The following is a 19095-nucleotide window of genomic DNA, read 5'->3' as shown; positions in this document are numbered from 1 at the left end:
TGGACGTTGCTCTTCGGCATCTGGCATGAGGGTCAATTTCTTGGATGCCAGGATGTTGAGGCAAAGGACTTCGCAACGCTGAAGTCCGTCTCTACCGGGTCCTGGCTCAGACGCAGCGCGCAGGGCCTCGGTTTCGGCAAGGAAATGCGCGCAGCCATGCTCCTCTATTCCTTTGACTACCTGAAAGCGGACCTTGCCAGATCCGAGGCGGTCGAATGGAACGCCCCGTCCCTGGGTGTCTCCCGCTCCCTCGGCTACGAATCCAACGGAACAAGCCGCCAAGCCTGGGACGGCACACGGCGCATCGTCCACCAGATCCAGGTGACACCGGAAACGTTCAAGCGGCCAGACTGGACCCTGAAAGTAGAAGGCCACGAACCCCTGGCCCAATTCCTCAAGTTCTAGGAACTTCCGGTGAGAGCGCCACATAACGGAAGGCCAGACATCCGGCAGTGTGCGTCAAAAGCCAGGAACGAGCCAGCACACCGAGGATGTCTGGCCTTCCGGTAATCGCGATACCCTTCGACGATGCGCCTAGACTTCTGCCCCTTCGAGGAGCTCGGTGACAAGCGCGGCGATCGGTGAGCGTTCGGACCGGGTCAGGGTGATGTGGCCGAAGAGGGGGTGCCCCTTCAGGGTCTCCACCACGGCTGCGATACCGTCGTGCCGTCCTACGCGCAGGTTGTCCCGCTGGGCGACGTCGTGGGTCAGTACGATCTTAGAGTTCTGTCCGATCCGGCTCATAACAGTCAGCAGGACATTCTTTTCGAGTGACTGCGCCTCGTCAACGATCACGAAGGCGTCATGCAGAGAGCGCCCCCGGATGTGGGTCAGCGGCATGACTTCGAGCATGCCGCGGTCCATGACCTCCTCCACCACTTCCTGGCTGACCAGTGCCCCGAGCGTATCGAAAACCGCCTGCGCCCAGGGGTTCATTTTCTCGGATTCGGAGCCAGGCAGGTATCCAAGCTCCTGTCCGCCCACAGCATAGAGCGGTCTGAACACAATCACCTTGCGGTGTTCGCGCCGCTCCAGCACCGCTTCCAGGCCTGCGCACAGCGCGAGCGCGGACTTTCCTGTGCCTGCCCGTCCACCAATGGAAACGATTCCCACGGACGGGTCCATGAGCATATCGATGGCCAACCGCTGTTCGGCAGAGCGGCCATGAAGACCGAAGACGTCACGGTCCCCCTTGACCAGCCGGACCTGCTTGTCCGCTCCCACCCTACCGAGCGCCGAACCCCGGTTGGACAGAAGCACCAGGTTGGTGTTGACGGGCATCTCCGCAGCGGCCGGTATGAAGACAGGTTCGTGGCCGTAGAGGGTTGCAACCTCGGCCTCGCTGGCGTCAACCTCAGCAACACCGGTCCAGCCCGAGTCTTTCACCAGTTCATTGCGGTATTCGTCCGCGTTGAGGCCCATCGCCGATGCTTTGACGCGCATGGGAAGGTCCTTGGATACCACTGTCACGTTGCGTCCCTCATTGGCGAGGTTCTTGGCGACGGCAAGAATCCGGCTGTCGTTGTCCCCGCTACGGAACCCGGCGGGAAGCACCTCGCTGGAGATGTGATTCATCTCCACAACAAGCGTGCCGCCGTCGTTACCTAAGGGAATGGGGCGGTTGAGTCCACCATGCTGAACCCGAAGATCATCAAGGAGCCTTAGCGCCTTCCGGGCAAAGTACCCCAGTTCAGGATCGTGACGCTTCCCTTCAAGCTCGGTGATCACCACGATGGGCACTATCACTTCATGCTCCGCGAAGCGCAACAATGCACGGGGGTCGGAGATCAAAACGGAGGTGTCAATGACGAAGGTCGAAACGTCGGCCCTGAGCCCGGTTTGTTTGCTGGAAACAGAAAGACCGGCTGCAGCATCTTTTTTCGCTGCACCGGTCTTTGAATTTGCTCGCTTGGCGCGAGAGGTAGCCTTCTCACCCTGATCGGTAACGACTTCGGGCAATTGTTCAGAAATAGCCACATCGACTCCAGCCCCGGGGCATGTGCCCGGAATTGTTATTGGTGAGGCGGCTCGGCCCGGAGGCCGGGCGCGGCCCCCCATACATCCGGTGCGAAAATTCGCTCCATGTAGTGGCCTCCCCGATCAGCGGGCGGTTTACCTGCTGATGTTTCTAACGTAAATCCCGGCCGGGAAATTTCCAACGTTATTCGCGGGCGATTCCTTCCGTGTCCAGATGAACGCCGGATGAAAGCCATGTCTCAGGATCCGAAGCGCCGCTGCCTGCCCGTGTAGTCCCGCAGCGCCCGCAGGAAATCAACTTTTCGAAAGGCCGGCCACAGAGCTTCGCAGAAGTAGAACTCGCTGTAGGCGCTCTGCCACATGAGGAAACCGGAGAGCCGCTGCTCTCCGGACGTCCGGATCACGAGGTCAGGATCGGGCTGTCCCCGTGTGTAGAGAAACCGCGAGATGTCATCCACTGAGAGCTCATCGGCCAGTTTGCCGATGTCTGCGCCCTTGTCCACAGCGTCGTGGAGCAATTCGCGGACGGCGTCAACGATTTCGCGCCTCCCGCCGTACCCGACCGCAACATTGACGTGAAGTTTTTCTCGGACGGGCGTGCGGGCTGTGAGTTTGTTGAGGCGGTCGGCAAGATAGCCCGGCAAAAGTTCGGGTGCCCCCATAGCGTGCACGGAGATGTGTTCGTCTTCGTCCAGCTGGTCCAATGTGTTGGCAATGATTCCCATCAACATGTCCAGTTCCTCGCCGGAACGGTTCATGTTGTCTGTGGACAGCATGTAGAGGGTCACCACATTGATGCCCAGCTCCTTGCACCAGCCCAGGAATTCGTGGATCTTGTCTGCGCCGGCCTGATGACCCTGGCTCGTTGGAGCATTGAACTGCTTGGCCCACCTGCGGTTGCCGTCAACCATGACGCCGATATGTTTGGGCATCCGGTCCGCGTCAAGGGACCGCAGCAATCTGCGTTCGTAGAAATCGTAGAGAATACCGGGCATTTCCAACCGGAGACTCACCTGACTTCCCTTGATTTACGACGGCAGTGCAAGTCCTAGGCTACCTGCCTGATGTAGGTGGGGGCACAGCTCAAAGCCCTCTTCCCTATGCGGGCTCCTTTACCAGCCAGTAACTTACTGCCGCGTAAGTTATTCTGGAAAGCATGGGAAGCACAGGTGCAGAAGGTGGCATGACACCAGGAAACGGCCGGGATCCGGGGCCTACTGAGGACGTCGCAACCCGGATTGCCGAACTGCTGACGATCAAACCGAAGTGGCGTGGCTGGATCCACACCGTCACGGCACCCCTGGCCTTGGCTGCCGGCGTGGTGCTGGTGCTGATCGCGCCCACTGCTGACCGCAAGATCACCTCCGCCATCTATGCGCTGACGGGGGTTCTGCTGTTCGGAGTCAGTGCCATATACCACCGCGGGAACTGGCCGCCAAGGGCCAGAATGGTCCTCAAACGGTTGGACCATACGAACATCATGCTGGTGATCGCCGGCAGTTACACCCCCTTGGCCTGGGCACTTTTGGAACGGCCCAAGGCAGTGTTCCTCCTCTGGCTCATCTGGTCCGGAGCGATCCTGGGCGTTCTTTTCAGGCTGCTGTGGACCAACGCTCCCCGTTGGCTCTACGTGCCGATTTACATTGCCCTCGGTTGCGGATCGCTGTTCTACCTGCCGGACTTCTTCGCAGCCAGTATCCCTGCTGCCCTGTTGATCTGTGTGGGTGGGGCCTTTTACATTGCCGGAGCAATTTTCTACGCCCTCAAAAAGCCCAACTTCAGCTACCAGCACTTCGGCTTTCACGAACTTTTTCACGCGTTCACGGTGCTGGCCTTTGCCGCGCATTTCGTGGCGATCGTTGTCGCGGTTTTGAGCTGACGCGTTTTAACCTGAAGACACCGTCTGTCTCAGAGCGAAAGTTCCGTCTCAGAACGGCAGTTCGCCGGCCAAAAGATCAGGCAGAAGTGTCATGCGGTCGAATACCGTTGTGGCCCTTCCTGCCAATGCGCTGGCAGGAGTCACTCCCCCGGAGAAGGCAAAAACATGCATGCGGGCGGCCCGGGCTGCCTCCACTCCATGGATGCTGTCTTCCACGACTGCACATTCTTCGGGCCGGAATCCCAAGGACTCTGCCGCATGAAGAAAAAGATCCGGCTCCGGCTTGCCCCGCCGCACATCCTGGGCACTGAAAATCCGGCCTTCGAACCGGGGCAGCAGCCCGGTCTTTCCCAGTGTTCGCCGTATCTTGCTGTGGGTCCCGCTGGAAGCTACGCAATGCGGCAGCACCAACCGGTCAAGAGCCTCTTCAATTCCGTCCACAGCACGCAGGTGCAGATCAAGCGCCCGCTGATACCAGCCCTGATATCCATGGTCCCAACCGGCAGGCAGGGTGATTTCCAGGTGTTCTTCAACTTGGGCGACGAAGTCCGCTTCGGATTTCCCAACGAAGCGGCGGACTATCTCGTCAAGTTGGAGATCCCAGCCAAGATCAGCGAGGACGCGCTGATCCACCCGGATAGCAATAGTCTCGGAATCCACCAGGACGCCGTCGCAATCGAAGATCACCAGCTTGAACGGTGATGCACCTTGCCCCTGCTGAAATGAGGTGCCGCCAGCGCTCATCCTGTCATTCCGGCCAGGCGATCCATCAGCTCGGAGACGGCGGCGACAGGACGCTCGCACACCATGTTCCGGCACAGGTACACCTGTGGTGCTCCGTCTGGCCCGGCAGTACGGGCATGAAGAAGCGGAACAGCACCATCGTCGTCGTCGGCCTCCGTCCCTACGGCAATCACCAGACCGGGGCTCGGGGACTGCAACAGTGCCCTGTGCAGCGCATCGCGCTGTGGACCCGGAGGTCCGGCGACGGCGGCCTCCACGGGGCCGGCCAGTTCAGCTTGCGCCGTGGCCAGCATCCACCCTGCAGCCCTGGGCGCCCGCGTGGCGAGTGGTTCAACCAGCGACAGGATCCTGCCTGCCTTCTCCCGATGGGAGAGGGAGCCGGTCAACGCGGAATAGCTCAGGAGAGCGCCGGCAAAGGCCGCGGCACCGCTGGGTGTGGCATCGTCGAAGGGATCCAGCCCGTGCTGCCTCCCCTGGGCGTTGAAGACCTGCTCCGATTCGGCCGTGGTGTCCACCAGCGTGCCGTCTGCCGTGAAATGAGCCTCGGCAGATTTTAGGATGGCCTCGGCAAAGCGGAACCAGTGCGCGCTCCCCGTCGCTGCATGTAGCGAGAAAACACCGTCTGCACAGAAGGCATAGTCCTCGAGCAGGCCTCCGATCCCTCGGGCCTGGCCGGCGTGCGAGACCCGCATCAACGTCCCGATACCCGTTTCTCCCTCTGGCCTCCAGTGCACGCGCTCCAGATACCGTGCGATCCCCTGCGCAGCCTCGATGAACTCCGGGCGGTCCAGCACCGCCCCGGCTTCTGCCAGCGCCGCAACGGCGAGGCCGTTCCAGCCGGCAACCACCTTGTCATCGCGTGCCGGCTGGGGCCGGGCGGAGCGTGCTTCCAGCAGAATCGGCCGGACGCGCTCCCACAGCGCGGCCTCCCTGGCGTCCAGCGCCCGCCCGGGGTGCAGCGGTGAAGCATCGGCCGTGACGGTGCCCTCGGCGCGGACGTTCATAATCCGGGCAACGGCTGCACCGTGATCCGTCCCCAGCAAATGCAGCAGCTCAGCGGCCGTCCAGAGGTAGGCAGCGCCCTCATGATGCTCCCCGTCAATGACTGTGTCGGCGTCCAATGACGAGGCCAATGCCTGGACAGCATCATCTGCCGAGCCAGGCACGGACTCGTGCCCGGATTGCATTCCAAGGGAGGAAATCATCCACGTCGCGGTGCGCTCGGCCAGGTCCGCTGCTTCAGTGGCGGGATAAGCGGAGCCTGCCGGGTCGAGGGAAAGGTTGTCCAGCCGGAGCCAGTGGACGTACACCCGGAGCAACTGCGCATTGTCGTAGAGCATCTTTTCAAAGTGTGGAACTGACCAATCCTGCGTCACGGAGTAACGTGCGAATCCGCCGTCAAGCTGGTCAAAAAGAGCGGACCGGGCCATGGCTGCAAGCGTTCTGCCAGCCATGTCGGCAGCAGTCTGCGCTGTTTCCGAGGGTACCGCCGCATGGCGGAGCAGGAACTCCAGCACGGACGACGGCGGGAATTTTGGCGCGCTGCCGAACCCGCCGGCAGGATCCTCGGAGCGGGCCAGGGTGCGGACGGCGTCGGACAGGAGCTCGGCATCTATTGTTGCCGGCGGCCCCGTCAGCTCTACGACGCCCGCTGAAGTGGCCTGCCCGAGTCCCAGGGCGAGCGATTCTGCATTCTGCTCGACGGCGTCACGCCGTTCGGTCCACGCGTGGCGCACAGCTTCGAGGACCTGGCGGAAGGAAGGCCGGCCGGGCATGGGACGGGGCGGGTAATACGTGCCGGCGTGGAAGGCCCGGCCGTCGGGGGTGAGGAAGACCGACATCGGCCAGCCGCCCTCCCCGCTGATGGCCTGGGTGGCTGCCATGTAAACACTGTCCACGTCGGGGCGTTCTTCGCGGTCCACCTTGACCGGAACAAAGTGGGCGTTCAGGTAGGCCGCAGTTTCCTCGTCCTCAAAGGACTCCTGGGCCATCACATGACACCAGTGGCAGGCGGCATACCCTATGGAGAGGAAGACAGGCACGTCCCGCCTGGCAGCGGCTGCGAAAGCCTCGTCGCCAAAGGGACGCCAGTGCACAGGGTTATCCGCATGCTGGCGAAGGTAGGCAGAGAGTTCCCCGCCCAGTGCGTTGCCCGCACCAGGACCGGATTCCGCCCGTGGACGGTCAGCGCCCGGCCGGTCCTGCATTCCCGTTCGCGTCACTGTCGTCAGAAGCCGCGGCAGCAGCAAGGCGCTGCTCTTCGACCTGGGCGCGGTACCTGACCCGGCGGATGCGGCGGACCATGTCCACAATCAGCAGGGTGGTGGCCACCACGAAAAAGGCTGTCATGATGAAGCCCCAGAGACCCGGGGTCACCTGGTCTTCCGAAAGCCCGGCACGCAACGACGGCGAAGGAGAGGGCGGCGTTGTGGTGGCCAGGACGAGGAGCAAGTGTTGCACTGTCATTTACCTTCTGTGGAACGGGCCGGCATATTTTCTACAGGGCATAGAAATGTCCAGCTAAAACTATCTTAGCCCCGCAAAAAGGTCCTTCTCAGGGAGTTGGGTCTGGATCCGGGACTTCACCAGGGTGTAGTCCTCCCACGGCCAGGCGCGGCGCTGCATTTCGGCCGACACGGCGAAGAAAAATCCCAGCGGGTCCACTTGGGTGCGGTGTGCCCTGAGGGCATCGTCGCGCGCCTCAAAGTAATCGCCGCAGTCAATCTGCGTGGTGGTTTGGTGCTTCGGCATTGGCGGCGTATGGCCTTCGGCGTCCGTTTCCAGCCACGCGGCAAGCCTTTCGGCGTACGGCGACTGCAGTCCTGCTTCTTCCAGCGCAAAGTGCAGGGCACGGAAGCGTTCAGGGCTGAAGGCGCGGTCGTAGTAGAGCTTGCTGGGCATCCAGGGTTCGCCGATGCCGGCATACCGGCCCGGGTCCCCTGCAGCGTCAAAAGCCTCAACAGCCACCCGGTGGGCCATGATGTGGTCGGGATGCGGATAACCGCCGTTTTCGTCGTAACTGAGGATGACATGGGGCCTGAAGCTCCGGACCAGCCTCACAAGGGGTGCAGCTGCCCGCTCAAGGGGCTGAAGAGCGAAGGACCCTGGGGGAAGAGGGGGAAGCGGGTCACCTTCCGGGAGGCCGGAGTCCACGAAACCCAGCCATCGTTGGCGGATGCCGAGCACTTTGGCTGCCTGCGCCATCTCCAGGTGCCGGGCGCCGGCCATATCCCGTTTCGGATGCGGGGCAGTCTCCATTGCGGGGTTCTGGATGTCGCCGCGTGAGCCGTCCGTGCAGGTCGCCACCATCACGTCAACGCCAGAGGCCGCATACATGGCCATTGTGGCGGCCCCTTTGCTCGATTCGTCGTCCGGATGTGCGTGGACGGCCAACAGGCGGAGGGACGCTGGCGGATAGGTGGACGCTGTCATCTCGGACGGCTCCTCTTTCTGTTGTCGCTGCATTGGGTTTCACTGCACTGGCCGTCTCAACACTTTTGGCCTGAAGGCGCCGCTGCCCCCAAAGACGGGCCACAGTTGTCATGCCGCAAGTCACTAAAGCCCCCGGAGAAATTCCCCTTCACATCCACACTAAACTGGATGGGTGACTTCCGAGGATCAGCCGGCCTCTGCCCGCCCGTCAAACACCAGCCTAGCCAATCGGTACGGCGGCCAAAAGCGCGCATGGACCGTCAAGACCAAGCGGCTTGCTGTGCTGTCAGCACTCATCGTGGGAATCGCGTTGATGGCGTGGATTTCAACCTCCTTTTCCACCAACAACGTCACCTTCAAGGACGTTGGATACAGCACTCCGGACGCTACCCAGGCGGTGATCGACTTCCAGGTCACCAAGGGTCCGGACGTCTCCGTCAAGTGCGCCGTGAAGGCGTTGGATTCCAAGTTCGCGGTGGTGGGATGGAAAGTTGTGGACATCGGTCCGAACAGTACTGACACCGGAACTGACAGTGGCAGGACAACTGCCCACCGCGTGGTCCTTCGGACGGAGTCCCAGGCTGTCTCCGGAGTTGTGGACAACTGCTGGATTCCGGACGCCGGAACATAGATCTGTTCCCGAATGTGAGCCACACCGCACTCTTCTTGGGTTTGTCCACAGCATTGCCTACAATGGATCAATACCTTAGCCCTGCTGAGCTGGTTACTGCGTCCTGAAAGTGGCCTGTCCGGTGGGGCATTTGTTTGTCAGATCCACAAGAGGAGAAGTCCGTGTCTACCACCAACAGTGCGCCTGCAGCTTGGCTTACCCAAGAAGCTTTTGACCGCCTGAAGGCAGAGCTGGACCACCTTTCCGGCCCCGGCCGTGCGGAGATCGTCCAGAAAATTGAAGCTGCCCGCCAGGAGGGTGACCTCAAGGAAAACGGCGGTTACCACGCTGCCAAAGAGGAGCAGGGAAAGATCGAGGCCCGCATCCGCCAGCTGACGGCGCTGCTCCGCGATGCCCATGTAGGCGAGGCACCTGCCGACGATGGAATTGTGGAGCCCGGCATGCAGGTTGTTGCGAAGATCGCCGGCGATGAGGAAACATTCCTGCTCGGTTCACGGGAGATCGCCGGTGATTCTGACCTGGACGTGTTCAGTGAGAAGTCTCCCCTTGGTGCTGCCATTGTTGGCCACAAGGAGGGCGACAGCCTCAGCTACATCGCCCCCAACGGCAAGGAAATCACGGTGGAGATCATTTCCGCCAAGCCTTACGTCGGCTAGCCTTCAGGCTCACCCGGCAGTGCCTGAACAAACGGCAGTACCGTACGGCTTTAGCAGAACGACGCCGGTCCTCCCCTAGGCGGGAGGGCCGGCGTCGTGCTTTTAAGCTGTTGTGCCTTTAGACGCCTGGGGCGTCGCGGCGGGAGCGGTTGATTCTTGGCCTCAAGACGATGGCGGCCGCAACGCCACCCAGGGCGCCACCCAGGTGGGCCTGCCAGGAAACGAAATGGGCGACCGTGGGGAGGATCCCGAAAAGGATTCCTCCGTAAACCATAAACAGCACCGCCGAAAGCAGGATCTGCCACCAGCTGCGGTTAAAGAAGCCGCGAACCAGCAGGAAAGCGAAAAACCCGAAGACCAGACCGGACGCGCCGACGGTGATCCCACCGTCGCCGATCAGCCAGACCACCAGCCCCGATCCCAGCCAGCTCAGCGCAGCGGTGGTCAGGAAAACCCGTAGCCCGGACATCAGCACCAGGAAACCGAAGATGATCAGCGGGAAGGAATTGGAGATCAGGTGCCCGAAGTTGGCGTGCAGCAGCGGAAACGTAAAAATGTCCAGCAGGCCGTCCGGGCTCCTGGGGCGCAGGCCGAACGTGAGGTTCAGCGAGTGGAACGTCAAAAGGTTGACCACTTCGATGATGAACAACAGGATAACGAAGGATCCGACTACCAGCAGCCCGCTCTTCGCGCGCGCCGCCGGCGTATCAAAACCTGGCTGAAGCCCCTTGCCGCGTGGCCCTTTTCCGCCTGCCTCCAGCATCATTGACCCCTAGTGCACCACAATCGGTTGGAATCCCTCGGCGCGCAGGGCACTGAGGACCTGTTCGCAGTGCTCGTGACCCTTCGTCTCCAGGTTGACCGTGATGGAGACGTCGCCCATGCTGATGGAGCCTCCCACTCGCGTGTGGTCCAGACCTGTCACGTTGGCATCGTTCTCAGCGATGATCCGGGCAATGGTGGCAAGTGAGCCGGGCCGGTCGTCAAGCATCATGCGTACTGTCATGTACCGTCCTGCTGCTGAAAGACCCCGCTGGATCACCTTGAGCATGAGCATGGGATCGATGTTGCCGCCCGACAGGATCACGGCCGTGTTGCCGGGATTCTCGATCTTGCCGTCCATAAGCGCTGCCACCCCCACCGCTCCTGCGGGTTCCACCACCATCTTGGCGCGCTCCAGGAGGAAGATCAGGGCGCGCGCCAGGGAATCCTCGCTGACGGTGACCACGTCATCAACGAGTTCCCGGATGATGCTGAACGGCAACTGCCCGGGACGGCCCACAGCAATGCCATCAGCCATAGTGGACACCCTCTTGAGCGGAACAAGCGCGTCTGCTGCGAGTGAAGGCGGATACGCAGCGGCGTTTTCAGCCTGCACGCCGATGATGCGGATATCGCGTCCCAGTTCCCTGGCCCTGGCCTTCACTGCAACTGCCACACCGGCCAGAAGCCCGCCGCCACCTACGCCCATCAGGATGGTGTCGACGTTGGGGATCTGTTCAAGGATCTCCAGTCCAACCGTTCCCTGGCCGGCAACGACATCGACGTTGTCGAAGGGGTGGACGAAAACGGCGCCGGTTTCGTTGGCATAGCGCTGGGCCTCGGCAAGGGCTTCGTCGACGTTGTGGCCGTGCAGGATGACCTCCGCACCATGGCTCCGGGTGGCCGCAAGCTTGGGGAGCGCGACGCCGAGCGGCATGTAGATGCGGGCCTTGATTCCCAGGCTCTTAGCGCCTACCGCGACGCCCTGCGCATGGTTGCCGGCAGATGCCGCCACCACGCCTCTCTTCTTTTCCTCAGCTGACAGCCTGGCCATCCGGACGTACGCGCCGCGGACTTTGAAGGAACCGGCGCGCTGCAGGTTCTCACACTTGAAGTAGACGTCTCCGCCGACCATCCCGCCCAAGGCCCGGGATGACTCCACAGGCGTCCGTGTAATGATTCCTTCAAGCAGCTTTTGCGCCTCCAGGACATCGTCCAGCGTGACGGGCAGGCTCTTGAGGGTTTTCACGAACTATTCTCCTTTAGCGGTTTCGGCTCGGGTGTCCGGTCCGGCCTGGCCGGGGACACCTGAATCATGCACGGCGCCTTTGCCGTTTCGGGATCTGGCACCAGGAAGGTGAACTTCCTTGAAGGTGTTGTCCCTGCTGGCGTGTGCGGTATCCCCGGTTGCCTGGGGGTCCGCGCCTGCCAGCACTCCTTCATATTCCCACGTCCTGCCGGCAATGTAGCGTATTGCCGAGTTTGCTACGGCGAGGATGGGCACTGAGAACAGGGCACCCGGGATTCCCGCAAGGTAGGACCCTGCGGCAACCGACAGAATCACGGCCACCGGGTGGAGCGCCACGGCCCTGCCCATGACGAGCGGCTGGAGGATGTGGCTTTCGAGTTGCTGGACCAGGAGCACGATGCCCAGCATGATCAGGGCGTTGACGACGCCGTTGGCCACCAGCGCCAGCAGCACGGCAACAGCGCCGGTGACCAGGGCACCGACGATGGGGATAAAGGAACCGATGAAGACCAGGACACTCAGCGGCAGGGCCAGCGGCACTCCAATGATGGCCGCCCCCACGCCTATGCCCACAGCATCGACGAAGGCGACGAACATCTGGATTCGTACATAGCTGACCATGGATGCCCAGCCCTTGCGTCCGGCTCCGCTGGTTGCTGCACGTGCCTTCCGTGGCAACAACCTCACGAGGAACGCCCAGATCCGTTCGCCTTCCAGGAGGAAGAAGATGGTCACGAAGAGGGCGATCAGGAGTCCGGCGGCGAAGTGACCGGCGGTATTACCAAAGGACAAAGCGCCACTCAAAATGCTGCTGGTGTTGTTCTGCAGCGCATCGGTGGCCTCTTTGAGGTACTGGTCGATCTGGGCAGCGGAGAGATGAAGGGGCCCCTCGGCCAACCACGTCTGTACCTTCTGGACACCGGCAAGCGCTTCTGTCCACAGCTCGCTGAACCCGGTCACAAGCTGCCTGCCAACCAGCGCCAGGGCGCCGGCAATGACCCCGATGAACCCGAGCAGCGTGATCGCCACTGCCAGCCCATTGGGTACGCCTTGCTGTTTCAGCCACCGCGTTACCGGGCTGAGAAGGCCCGCGAGAAGGGCAGCAACCATGACGGGGATGATGAGGAAACTGATCCTGCTGAGGAGCCAGATCAGGCCGGCACTGACCAGCAGGATCAGGCCGATGCGCCAGGCCCACGACGCTGCGATGCGGATCCCGTACGGAATGTCCTGGTCGAGTTCCCTGTCCGTTCGCGGCCTTGCCCCTGCGGCGGAACCGGTCTCTGGCAGGGGCTCCGGCACAGCGTCCGGGCCCAGGGCAACCGGCACGACGGCGGCGTTCGGGTTTGCTGCGTTGTTACCTGGCGCTCCGGCTGAGGATCCGTCCGCAGCCAGGGGTCCGTCCGCAGCTGGGGATCCTTCCGTGACCGGGGTAGCAGGACTATTGGAGGGTGCGGCGTCCTTGGCTGGCGTCATAGCCTAATGATTCACCAGCCGGGCGCCGATGGGAAACCGGCACAGTCCTGCCGGCTTCGCGGTGTCAGCCGTGGCCGCGGGTCCAGTCGCAAGAACCTTACGCACCGGCGAGGTTGGCATCAATCCCCCAGGTCATGCTGAACGTCTCCCCGGGAGCAAGCCAACGAAGTCCGTCGCCGCTGTTGAAGGCGTTGGCCGGTCCGGTCATGGGTTCGATCGCCACCGCCTTGGCCCTTCCTGGGAACGTATCGGTAACGAACACGTGTACGTAGGGGCACGATGCGTCCTGCCAGAGACTCACGCTGCTGCCATCAGGAGCGGCCAGCGTATGGCGGGCAACGCCGTCGTCGAACTCCAGATCTGTATACGCGACATCGAGATCGAGGTCAGACACCCTGCGTCCGCCGCGTAAATCGTCCTCCCCTTCCACTGCCTGGGAACTTCGGGGAATGAGCTGTGAATCCGCAACCAGCCTGGTGGACGCCTTGACCGTGAGGACCAGATCTTCCGCGGGAACACCACCCAGCCGCAGGTAGGGGTGGGCGCCGAGGACGAACGGAGCGGACTCCTGTGAGTCGTTGACGAGTGTCTGCCGCACCTGCAGGCCCAAATCGTCCGTCAGTGAGTATTGCACCTGGTGCCGCACCAGGAACGGATATCCGTGCTGCGGGAACACCACGCCCTCCAGCGTGACCGACGAATCTGATTCCTCCAGAAGCTCGTAGGCTGTGTTGCGCAGGAGGCCATGGCTGGCGTTGTTCCGTGAAACTTCCGTGATGTCCAGCTGTTGCTTTTTCCCGTTCAGCTGCCATACACCGTTTTCAATCCTGTTAGCCCAAGGCGCCAGGGTTATCCCCGTTGCGCCGGGCGGAATCTGGGCGTCGCCGTAGCCTTCGGTCAGCTGGGTTCCCCCGCGGGTGAACACCCGCAGTCCTGCGGCGAGCTCCGTTATTACTGCCAGGGCGTCGCCGCGGCGGAGTTCATATTGGCGTCCTGTCGCGCAACGCCTTGCCCCACCGTAGACGATGCCGGTGTCGGGGTCCATGCTGGGATTCATGGCACCACCGTACAGGTCATTGATGTGCTCGGCACCGGACCACGGCCGGGCTCCGCCTGTTCCTCATCACTCCTTCGGCCTCACTTTGTTATCTTTTGTTAGAAACTATTACTTTTTGATCGTTTGTGAAATAATGGTTTTCGAGCCGCAACCGGAGGTCTACCGCCAGATCGGACTGATTCCGCTACGCCTGACCTCCCAGCCTCCAGACCCCAAGCTCCAAACCCCGGCCCCCAGCCCCTCAAAATAAGGACCGCGCCGCATGACAGCTATCACCAGCACACAGCTTGCCGATGGCAGGGAGCTGATCTACTTCGACGACGCCGATACCGCGTCTCGCCGGTCCCCAGCGGATACCGTTGACCACCGGCCCTTGCCCGACCGTGGCGAGCCGGGGGAAGTCAGGTTCGATGCCCTGACCGACGAGTGGGTGGCAGTCGCCGCGCACAGGCAGAGCCGTACCCACCTGCCGCCGGCAGACCAGTGCCCCATCTGCCCCACCACAAGCAATAACCCCTCTGAGATCCCGGCCCCGGACTACGACGTCGTGGTGTTTGAGAACCGTTTTCCCTCATTGGGCCCGGCTTTGGGATCCATTCCGGACAACCCGCAATGGGGTACCACTGGCCCCGCATACGGCCGCTGTGAAGTGGTGTCCTTCACCCCCGATCACACAGGTTCCTTCAGCGGGCTCACCGAGGTGCGGGCGCGCACCGTCATTGAAGCCTGGGCCCACCGCACAGAAGCCTTGAGCGCCATGAAGGGCATCAAGCAGGTCTTCCCGTTTGAGAACCGCGGCGCGGACATCGGCGTTACGCTTCACCATCCGCACGGCCAGATTTACGCCTACCCCTACGTCACGCCGCGCGCCGGCGTCCTCGGTGCAGCCGCCCGAAAGTTTTTCGACGCCGCCGATGGTCGCGAAACTCTCACCGGTTCACTCCTGCGTTCCGAACGTGAGGACGGCAGCCGCATGGTGCTTGAAGGCGAAAACTTCAGCGCCTATGTGCCCTTTGCTGCACGCTGGCCATTGGAAATCCACCTGGTGCCTCACCGGCAGGTCCCGGATCTGGCTGCTCTGACCGGGGAAGAGAAGGACGAACTTTCACACGTTTACCTCGATCTGCTGAAGCGGCTCGACACGCTCTATCCCACTCCCACGCCGTACATCTCCGCCTGGCACCAGGCACCACTGGATGACCTCCTCAGGCCTGCCGGATATCTGCACCTCCAGTTGACCTCACCCCGCCGTGCCGCCGATAAACTCAAATACCTGGCCGGCTCCGAAGCGGCCATGGGTGCCTTTATCAACGACACAACGCCCGAACTCGTTGCCGAGAGACTGCGTGCCGTTGGCACCCAGCCCTCCTCACTGAACCACACCCCGGAAGGTGTCCCTGCATGACTGCTCCCTTGACCGCCAGCCAGCTGGCCGCCCGTTTCACCGAGGCGTTCGGCGCTGAGCCCGACGGCGTCTGGATGGCACCCGGGCGCGTCAACCTCATCGGTGAGCACACTGACTATAACGAGGGCTTTGTCCTGCCCTTCGCGATCGACAAAACTGCCAGAATCGCCGTCCGGACCAGGCCCGACTCAATCCTTCGCCTGCTCTCCACCTACGGGGACCAAGGCTTGACGATCGCGGACGCCACCGCACTGGATAAATCCACGGCACGGGGGTGGACTAAGTACCCGCTCGGGGTGATCTGGGCGCTGCAACAGCGTGGCATCACGGTTCCCGGCATGGATCTGCTGCTCGATTCAGACGTTCCCCTGGGTGCAGGACTGTCCTCCTCCCATGCCATCGAATGCGCCGTCATCTCAGCCTTGAACGAGCTGACAGGTGCGGGCCTGGAAGCCGAGGAAATGGTCCTGGCCACCCAGCGCGCGGAAAACGACTTCGTCGGCGCCCCCACGGGCATCATGGACCAGTCAGCCTCGCTGCGCGGCGCCAAGGACCACGCTGTGTTCCTGGACTGCCGTGACCAGACCGTCAAGCTGGTGCCGTTCGAGGCGCACCCCGCGGGGCTGGTGATGCTGGTGATTGACACGAAAGTTTCACATTCGCATGCCGACGGCGGATACGCCTCCCGCCGCGCCTCCTGCGAGCTCGGGGCTGATGTGCTCGGAGTCAAAGCCCTCCGCGACGTTGGCGTGGAGGACCTTCAGGAAGCCAGCGGGCTCCTGGACGAAGAAACCTTCCGTCGTGTGCGCCATGTGGTGACGGAGAACGACAGGGTGCTTCAAACCGTTGAGCTGCTGGCCAGCGAGGGTCCCCGCGCCATTGGGCCCCTCCTCGATGCCAGCCACGTGTCCATGCGGGACGACTTTGAAATCTCCTGCCGCGAGCTCGACCTTGCCGTTGAGACGTCCCGTTCCAACGGAGCGATCGGGGCCAGGATGACAGGGGGAGGTTTTGGCGGTGCAGCCATAGCACTCACTCCCCTGGAAGCCGAGCAACAGGTGCGCACCGCCGTCGTGCAGGCTTTCGCGGACGCGGGCTACACCGCTCCCGATATTTTCACTGTTACTCCTGCTGACGGGGCCATGCGGCTGACCTGACCGCGGCGTAGGCTGGGGCCATGCCTGAAGCTGTCATTGTTTCCGTTGCCAGGAGTCCCATCGGCCGAGCATTCAAGGGCTCCCTCAAAGACGAACGGCCCGACGACCTCGCAGCGGCCATGGTGACCGCAGCCTTGGAGAAGATCCCTCAGTTCAACCCTCGCGCCAATGATGGCGAGGGCCTGGACGATCTCTACCTGGGGTGTGCCGAACCGAGCGGGGAAGCCGGGTCCAACATGGCCCGGGTGGTCACAATCCTGACAAACCTGGACGATGTACCGGCAGCAACAGTCAACAGGTTCTGCGCCTCCAGCCTCCAAACCATCCGGATGGCCTTCCACGCCATCAAGGCCGGGGAGGGGCACGCCTTCGTAGCGGGCGGCGTGGAAGCTGTTTCCCGCTACAACTCCTGGGCGGGGGCCGGCGAAACGGATTCGCGCAACCACAATCCGCTCTTCGACGCTGCCCGCCAGCGCACGGCTGCCCGGGCTGCCTCGAACACGCCCTGGACGGATCCCCGTATGGGCGACCGGATGCCCGATATCTATATCTCCATGGGCCAGACTGCCGAGAATGTGGCTGCAAGGCACGGCATCAGCAGGGCTGAACAGGACGAGTGGGCGGTCCTGAGCCAGAACCGAGCCGAGGCTGCCATAGCCTCCGGATTCTTCGCGCGCGAGATCTCCCCTTATGCAAGGCGCGACGGCACGGTGGTCAGCAAGGACGATTCACCCCGCTCGGGAGTGACCCTGGAAGCTGTCAGTGCCTTGCAACCGGTCTTCCGTAAAGAAGGGACAGTTACCGCAGGCAATGCTTGCCCCCTGAACGATGGTGCCGCAGCTGCCGTGGTGATGAGCGATACCCGGGCACGCCAACTTGGCCTTCAACCCCTTGCCCGCATCGTGTCAACTGGTATCAGCGCATTGTCACCGGAATTAATGGGCATGGGGCCGGTGGAATCAACCCGCCGGGCCCTCGCGGCTGCAGGTCTCGGAATCGGGGACATAGACCTCGTGGAGCTCAACGAAGCATTCGCCGTCCAGGTGGTAGCCAGCGCCCGCGAACTTGGCATCGACCACTCCCGGCTCAACGTCCATGGGGGTGCAATCGCCCTGGGCCATCCCTTCGGAATGACAGGGACCCGGATGACGGCAACCCTGCTTAACGGCCTCTCCTCCACAGATGGCACTTTGGGGCTCGCAACGCTCTGCGTCGGTGGCGGCCAGGGGATGGCGATGATTGTGGAACGCCTCAGCTGAGGGACAGCAAAAAGCAGGGCCCACCTTTCGACGTTCATCGAATGGCGGGGCCCTGCTTCAGTTCGGATCCTGCCTGCGGTTATTCTTCGCCGCGGAGAATTGCCAGGAGCCGGATGATCTCGACGTACAGCCATACCAGGGTCACTGTCAGCCCAAAAGCGGCGGTCCATGAGAACCGCTGCGGGGCTCCGGCCCGGACGCCTGCCTCGATGCTCGTGAAGTCCATGACCAGCGAGAAGGCCGCGAGGCCGATCGCCAGGATGCCAATGACGACGCCGATAATGCCGCTCCGCAAGCCAAAGGGCTGATCCAGAACACCCGTCATCATCATCACGAGATTCACCACTGAGAAAAGCGCGTAGCCGATCATTGCAATCATGAAGAAGCGCATGGCCTTGGGTGTGGCGCGCACCTTGCCGCTCTTGAACAGCAGGAGCGTCACGGTGAAGACAGACAGGGTGCCGATGACGGCCTGCAGGCCGACTCCCGGATACATTCCATCCAGGATGCGGGTCAGGCCACCGAGGAACAGCCCTTCAAGACCTGCATAAGCCAAGATAAGTGCCGGCGAGGGCTGCTTCTTGAACGTGTTGACCAGCGCGAGCACGAAACCGCCCAGCGCGCCAACAATCATCAGCATGCTCGCAAGCCCCAAGCCCACGACCAGCGTTACAGCTGCACCGGCTACGAGGACTCCAAGGCACGCGGCGGTCTTGACGATGACGTCGTCGAAAGTCATCCGTCCGACGTCGGCACGTCCGGCTGCCGGCGCGTTGTACATGTCCTGGAGCTGGTCCTGCGAAAGATTCTGCGGCTGACCGTAGGGGTTCTGGCCGTACTGGGTCTGGCCATACTGTGCCTGCCCGTACTGATTCTGGCCGAACTGGTTCTGGCCATACGGAGCCTGCGGAACAGGCGGTGCCTGGGTGGCTCCACGGAAATTCTTTCCGTTGAAGATCGGGTTTCCGCCAAGTGCCATTGCGGGTGTCCTCCATATAAAGGGGGTGGTTAATAATCCTTATAGATCAAGGTATCAATTTCTACGAGCGGTGGGCAGATATGGTTCCCGGAAACGCTTACCCGCAACCGAACCGTGACTTCAAGCGCCCGCACTGTCCCAGCGGAAGGCGGGCAGTTTTGGCAGCGCTCACTTCACGCCCGTCCGACCGGGAGCCAAACCCCACCGGTTGTTACCTTATTGCGACGTTGCAGCCCCTACAGGCCAGCATTTTTTGTATCTACCGGGCTGTAACATAGGCCAAGCAAGGTGACGAATCTCACAAGCCGTTACGGTTTCGCATCGCAGTACCGCACCACCCTTTAGTTGCCTGCATCGTTCGCAGTGGTTGCAATGGCGCAACCCGATCACCCCCCAAGCGGAGGTTTTTTATTTTGAGAAGCACACCGAGAG

General features: G+C 62.2%; 18 protein-coding genes. 7 read left to right on the top strand and 11 right to left on the bottom strand.

Annotated elements, in window-relative coordinates:
* A partial coding sequence (locus RIN13_RS04935) for a GNAT family N-acetyltransferase (protein ID WP_309106215.1) occupies positions 1–405 on the top strand: 405 nt, incomplete at its 5' end.
* A 129-nt stretch (positions 406–534) separates the two neighbouring features.
* Here RIN13_RS04935 and RIN13_RS04930 read toward each other — a convergent pair.
* Positions 535–1977, bottom strand: coding sequence for a PhoH family protein (locus RIN13_RS04930; protein WP_309106214.1), 1443 nt, complete (start codon positions 1975–1977; stop codon positions 535–537).
* A gap of 239 nt (positions 1978–2216) precedes the next feature.
* Positions 2217–2978 carry an isoprenyl transferase gene (locus RIN13_RS04925; RefSeq protein WP_309106228.1) on the bottom strand — a complete coding sequence of 254 codons (762 nt, stop codon included), beginning with the start codon at positions 2976–2978 and terminating at the stop codon, positions 2217–2219.
* A 182-nt stretch (positions 2979–3160) separates the two neighbouring features.
* On the opposite strand from RIN13_RS04925, the gene RIN13_RS04920 reads away from it, so the two are divergent.
* Positions 3161–3856 carry a hemolysin III family protein gene (locus RIN13_RS04920; RefSeq protein ID WP_309106213.1) on the top strand — a complete coding sequence of 232 codons (696 nt, stop codon included), beginning with the start codon at positions 3161–3163 and terminating at the stop codon, positions 3854–3856.
* A 48-nt stretch (positions 3857–3904) separates the two neighbouring features.
* Here RIN13_RS04920 and RIN13_RS04915 read toward each other — a convergent pair whose 3' ends face one another.
* From RIN13_RS04915 to mca, 4 genes are read right to left on the bottom strand one after another with little or no spacing between them, the layout of a single operon-like run.
* Positions 3905–4600: an HAD family hydrolase gene (locus tag RIN13_RS04915; protein WP_309106212.1), complete on the bottom strand. Its 696-nt coding sequence runs from the start codon at positions 4598–4600 to the stop codon at positions 3905–3907.
* The gene (locus RIN13_RS04910) at positions 4597–6807 is read right to left on the bottom strand and encodes a thioredoxin domain-containing protein (RefSeq protein ID WP_309106227.1); all 2211 of its coding nucleotides are present in this window, start codon (positions 6805–6807) and stop codon (positions 4597–4599) included. Before RIN13_RS04910 ends, RIN13_RS04915 begins: the two co-directional genes overlap by 4 nt.
* Positions 6785–7066, bottom strand: a complete 282-nt coding sequence (locus RIN13_RS04905) for a hypothetical protein (protein WP_375164722.1) — start codon at positions 7064–7066, stop codon at positions 6785–6787. Before RIN13_RS04905 ends, RIN13_RS04910 begins: the two co-directional genes overlap by 23 nt.
* A 60-nt stretch (positions 7067–7126) precedes the next feature.
* On the bottom strand, positions 7127–8032 hold the full coding sequence (mca, locus tag RIN13_RS04900) for a mycothiol conjugate amidase Mca (protein WP_309106211.1): 906 nt from the start codon (positions 8030–8032) through the stop codon (positions 7127–7129).
* A gap of 172 nt (positions 8033–8204) precedes the next feature.
* Here mca and RIN13_RS04895 point away from each other — a divergent pair, with 172 nt between their 5' ends.
* On the top strand, positions 8205–8663 hold the full coding sequence (locus tag RIN13_RS04895; RefSeq protein ID WP_309106210.1) for a DUF4307 domain-containing protein: 459 nt from the start codon (positions 8205–8207) through the stop codon (positions 8661–8663).
* Positions 8664–8824: 161 nt separating this feature from the next.
* Positions 8825–9319, top strand: coding sequence for a transcription elongation factor GreA (greA, locus tag RIN13_RS04890; RefSeq protein ID WP_309106209.1), 495 nt, complete (start codon positions 8825–8827; stop codon positions 9317–9319).
* 118 nt (positions 9320–9437) lie between these two features.
* On the opposite strand, the gene RIN13_RS04885 is transcribed toward greA, so the two are convergent.
* The 4 genes from RIN13_RS04885 to RIN13_RS04870 form a co-directional block, all read right to left on the bottom strand.
* The gene (locus RIN13_RS04885; protein WP_375164723.1) at positions 9438–10082 is read right to left on the bottom strand and encodes a rhomboid family intramembrane serine protease; all 645 of its coding nucleotides are present in this window, start codon (positions 10080–10082) and stop codon (positions 9438–9440) included.
* Positions 10083–10091: 9 nt separating this feature from the next.
* Complete coding sequence (gene ilvA / locus RIN13_RS04880) at positions 10092–11330, bottom strand: threonine ammonia-lyase (protein WP_309106207.1); 1239 nt, start codon at positions 11328–11330, stop codon at positions 10092–10094.
* Between the two features lie 3 nt (positions 11331–11333).
* A complete protein-coding gene (locus tag RIN13_RS04875) occupies positions 11334–12806 on the bottom strand; it encodes an AI-2E family transporter (RefSeq protein WP_309106206.1) in 1473 nt (490 codons plus the stop codon).
* A 97-nt stretch (positions 12807–12903) separates the two neighbouring features.
* On the bottom strand, positions 12904–13863 hold the full coding sequence (locus RIN13_RS04870; RefSeq protein ID WP_309106205.1) for an aldose 1-epimerase family protein: 960 nt from the start codon (positions 13861–13863) through the stop codon (positions 12904–12906).
* A gap of 262 nt (positions 13864–14125) precedes the next feature.
* Between RIN13_RS04870 and galT the strand changes: the two genes are divergently transcribed.
* Genes galT through RIN13_RS04855 form a run of 3 tightly spaced genes read left to right on the top strand, consistent with a single transcriptional unit; the run spans position 14126 to position 17684 of the window.
* Positions 14126–15268 (top strand): galactose-1-phosphate uridylyltransferase, encoded by a 1143-nt coding sequence (gene galT, locus RIN13_RS04865; protein ID WP_309106204.1) that lies wholly within the window; start codon positions 14126–14128, stop codon positions 15266–15268.
* A complete protein-coding gene (gene galK / locus RIN13_RS04860) occupies positions 15265–16425 on the top strand; it encodes a galactokinase (protein WP_309106203.1) in 1161 nt (386 codons plus the stop codon). Before galT ends, galK begins: the two co-directional genes overlap by 4 nt.
* Before the next feature lie 20 nt (positions 16426–16445).
* On the top strand, positions 16446–17684 hold the full coding sequence (locus RIN13_RS04855; RefSeq protein WP_309106202.1) for an acetyl-CoA C-acetyltransferase: 1239 nt from the start codon (positions 16446–16448) through the stop codon (positions 17682–17684).
* 79 nt (positions 17685–17763) lie between these two features.
* Here RIN13_RS04855 and RIN13_RS04850 read toward each other — a convergent pair whose 3' ends face one another.
* On the bottom strand, positions 17764–18663 hold the full coding sequence (locus tag RIN13_RS04850) for a Bax inhibitor-1/YccA family protein (RefSeq protein ID WP_309106201.1): 900 nt from the start codon (positions 18661–18663) through the stop codon (positions 17764–17766).
* Positions 18664–19095: the final 432 nt, after the last annotated feature.

The organism is Arthrobacter sp. (assembly GCF_031179985.1).
Taxonomy (GTDB): Bacteria; Actinomycetota; Actinomycetes; order Actinomycetales; family Micrococcaceae; genus Arthrobacter.
Note: the sequence above shows the minus strand (reverse complement) of the source record. Positions and strands in the feature narration are given on the sequence as shown.

What these genes read in the sequence shown, in the direction of transcription:
- RIN13_RS04920 (WP_309106213.1), top strand. Translation starts at nt 3,161, where the DNA reads ATGACACCAGGAAACGGCCGGGATCCGGGGCCTACTGAGGACGTCGCA.
- RIN13_RS04915 (WP_309106212.1), bottom strand. Translation starts at nt 4,600, where the DNA reads ATGAGCGCTGGCGGCACCTCATTTCAGCAGGGGCAAGGTGCATCACCG.
- RIN13_RS04910 (WP_309106227.1), bottom strand. Translation starts at nt 6,807, where the DNA reads ATGCAGGACCGGCCGGGCGCTGACCGTCCACGGGCGGAATCCGGTCCT.
- RIN13_RS04905 (WP_375164722.1), bottom strand. Translation starts at nt 7,066, where the DNA reads ATGACAGTGCAACACTTGCTCCTCGTCCTGGCCACCACAACGCCGCCC.
- mca (WP_309106211.1), bottom strand. Translation starts at nt 8,032, where the DNA reads ATGACAGCGTCCACCTATCCGCCAGCGTCCCTCCGCCTGTTGGCCGTC.
- RIN13_RS04885 (WP_375164723.1), bottom strand. Translation starts at nt 10,082, where the DNA reads ATGCTGGAGGCAGGCGGAAAAGGGCCACGCGGCAAGGGGCTTCAGCCA.
- RIN13_RS04875 (WP_309106206.1), bottom strand. Translation starts at nt 12,806, where the DNA reads ATGACGCCAGCCAAGGACGCCGCACCCTCCAATAGTCCTGCTACCCCG.
- RIN13_RS04870 (WP_309106205.1), bottom strand. Translation starts at nt 13,863, where the DNA reads ATGAATCCCAGCATGGACCCCGACACCGGCATCGTCTACGGTGGGGCA.
- galT (WP_309106204.1), top strand. Translation starts at nt 14,126, where the DNA reads ATGACAGCTATCACCAGCACACAGCTTGCCGATGGCAGGGAGCTGATC.
- galK (WP_309106203.1), top strand. Translation starts at nt 15,265, where the DNA reads ATGACTGCTCCCTTGACCGCCAGCCAGCTGGCCGCCCGTTTCACCGAG.
- RIN13_RS04855 (WP_309106202.1), top strand. Translation starts at nt 16,446, where the DNA reads ATGCCTGAAGCTGTCATTGTTTCCGTTGCCAGGAGTCCCATCGGCCGA.
- RIN13_RS04850 (WP_309106201.1), bottom strand. Translation starts at nt 18,663, where the DNA reads ATGGCACTTGGCGGAAACCCGATCTTCAACGGAAAGAATTTCCGTGGA.